Here is a 2,762-nt window from a genome sequence, read left to right on the forward strand (position 1 = left end):
GCAGCCCGCCGCCGGCGACGCCGGCACCTCCCTCGGCGCGGCGCTCCAGGTGGCCGCCGACCGCGCCGACGAGCCTCGCCCCATCGCGGGTGCGGACCTGGGCCGCTCGTGGACCGACGACGAGCTGGCCGGGTGGCTGCGCCGGGCCAAGGTGCCCTTCACCACCCCGGAGGACCTCCCCGACCAGGTGGCCGCGGTGCTCGCGGACAACGGCGTCGTCGCCTGGTTCGACGGGCGCAGCGAGTTCGGCCCCCGCGCGCTGGGGCACCGCTCACTGCTCGCCCATCCCGGGCTGGTGGAGAACCTCGAGCGGCTCAACGACGTCAAGGGCCGGGAGCAGTTCCGGCCCGTGGCGCCGATGGTGCTCGCCGACCGGGCGGCCGAGATCTTCACCGACGGCCCGATCCCGAGCCCGTACATGCTCTTCGTCCACACTGTCCGCCCCGAGTGGCGCGACCGGATCCCGGCCGCGGTCCACGTCGACGGCACCGCCCGCATCCAGACGGTCGACCCGGCGCGGCAGCCACGGCTCGGTGCGACGATCGAGCACTTCGCCGGCCGCACGGGCCTGCCCGTCGTCATCAACACGAGCCTCAACACCGCGGGCCGCCCGATGGTCGACGACCCGCGAGACGCGCTCGAGCTCTTCGGCTCCGCCCCGGTCGACCTCCTGGTCCTGGGGCCGCACCTGATCCGCCGGGCGCAGCTCTTCGGCACCTCCGCCTCCGCGGCCGAGCGCAGCGCCGCGCAGGACGACACCCGGGTGGCGGCCAGGTGAGCACCTACTCGGTCGTCCTACCCACCGTGGGCCGCCCCTCGCTCACCGACGTCCTCACCGACCTCCACCGCCAGAGCGGGCCGGCCCCGCAGGAGGTCATCGTCGTCGACGACCGCCCGCTGGTCGACACCGCCGACCTCGAGCTGCCCGACGGCGCTGTCCCGGTCCGCGTCCTGCGCTCGGGTGGTCGCGGGCCTGCGGCGGCCCGCAACGCCGGGTGGCGCACCGCAGCCACGGAGTGGGTCGCGTTCCTCGACGACGACGTCCGGCTGCCCGCGGACTGGTCCGATCGGCTCGCCGCCGACCTCGCCGCCGCCGAGCCCGACGTCGGCGCCAGCCAGGGCCGGATCTCCGTCCCGCTCCCGGCGCACCGCCGCCCGACGGACTGGGAGCGCAACACCGCGGGGCTGGAGACGGCGCTGTGGGCGACGGCGGACATGGCCTACCGCCGCGCTGCACTGGCGCAGGTACACGGCTTCGACGAGCGGTTCCCGCGCGCCTTCCGGGAGGACGCCGACCTCGCGTTGCGGGTCTCGCTGGCGGGCTGGCGGCTCACCCGCGGGGAGCGGGAGATCGTCCACCCCGTCCGGCCGGCCGACGCGGCGGTGAGCCTGCGGATGCAGGCCGGGGCGGCCTCCGACGCGCTCATGCGGGCACTGCACGGCCCGCGCTGGCGGACCCTCGGCGGCACCGGACGCGGTCGCTTCCGGTGGCACGTCGCGACGGTCGCCGCCGGGACCGCCGCCCTGGCCCTGGCCGCCGGACGCCGCCGGCGGGCCGCCCTTGCCGCCGCTGCCGCGTGGGCAGGGCTCACCGCCGACTTCGCCGTGCGTCGGGTCGCTCCCGGGCCACGCCCGGGCGAGGAGGGCTGGGCGGGTGAGTGGGGCCGGATGGCGTGGACGAGCGTGCTCATCCCATGGGCGGCGGTGGGGCACCGCCTGCGTGGCACCGTCCGCCACCGCGGGGTGTCCCCGTGGCCACCGCCCGTGCGGGCCGTGCTGCTCGACCGGGACGGCACGCTCGTCGAGGACGTCCCCTACAACGGCGACCCGGCGCGGGTCCGACCCGTCCCGGAGGCCGAGGAGGCGCTGCGCCGGCTGCGCGGCGCCGGGCTGCGGCTCGGCATGGTGACGAACCAGTCCGGTGTGGCCCGCGGCCTCATCACCGAGGACGACGTCGCCCGGGTCAACGCCCGGGTCACCGAGCTCCTGGGCCCCCTGGGCACCGTGGAGCACTGCCCGCACGGCCCCGACGACGGCTGCACCTGCCGCAAGCCCGGGCCCGGCCTCGTCGTACGCGCGGCGCAGACGCTGGCGGTGGCGCCACACGAGTGCGTCGTGGTCGGGGACGTCGGCAGCGACGTCGAGGCCGCGCGGGCGGCGGGCGCGCACGCGGTGCTCGTCCCCACGCCGGTCACGCGCGCCGAGGAGGTCGAGCGGGCGGACCACGTCGCACCCGACCTCGCCGCCGCCGTCGACCACGTCCTCACGCTCGCCGGACGTGCTCGATGAGCACCCTGGCGGTCCGTCTCGACAACGACGGCGACGTCCTCCTCACCGGGCCCGCGGTCCGCGCACTGGCCGCGACCGACGACGTCGACATGCTCGCCGGGCCCTCCGGCGTCGGGGCGGCGCGGCTGCTGCCGGGCGTGCGCGACGTCCTCCTCACCGACGCGCCGTGGTCCGGGTACCGGCCGCCGCCCGTGGACCGGGACGTCCTCGCGCGGCTGGTCGACACGCTCGCGGCTCGACGTTACGACCGCGCGGTGGTCTTCACCTCCTTCCACCAGAGCCCGCTGCCCATGGCCCTGCTGGCCAAGCTCGCCGGGATCCCGTACGTCGCCGCGACGTGCGTCGACTACCCCGGCTCGCTGCTCGACCTGCGGCACCGCCGCCCCGACGGTCTGCACGAGGCCGAGGCCGCTCTGGACCTGGCCCGCGCCGCCGGGGCCGAGCCGCCGCCCGGCGACGACGGCCGCCTCGCC

Annotated in this window: 2 protein-coding genes and 1 pseudogene; all 3 read left to right on the plus strand. The window is 77.4% G+C overall.

Annotated features, from left to right (window positions below):
- Window positions 1-778 (plus strand): carbamoyltransferase C-terminal domain-containing protein (locus tag Q0195_RS12445; protein WP_299279040.1); only part of this gene is annotated, 778 nt, incomplete at its 5' end.
- On the plus strand, window positions 775-2,289 hold the full coding sequence (locus tag Q0195_RS12450; RefSeq protein WP_299279042.1) for an HAD-IIIA family hydrolase: 1,515 nt from the start codon (window positions 775-777) through the stop codon (window positions 2,287-2,289). The genes Q0195_RS12445 and Q0195_RS12450, both read left to right, overlap by 4 nt.
- Window positions 2,286-2,762: pseudogene (locus tag Q0195_RS12455) on the plus strand (glycosyltransferase family 9 protein); the annotation flags it as partial. The gene Q0195_RS12450 and the pseudogene Q0195_RS12455, both read left to right, overlap by 4 nt.

Origin of the sequence: uncultured Georgenia sp. (genome assembly GCF_937958535.1) — a bacterium.
Taxonomy (GTDB): Bacteria; Actinomycetota; Actinomycetes; order Actinomycetales; family Actinomycetaceae; genus Oceanitalea.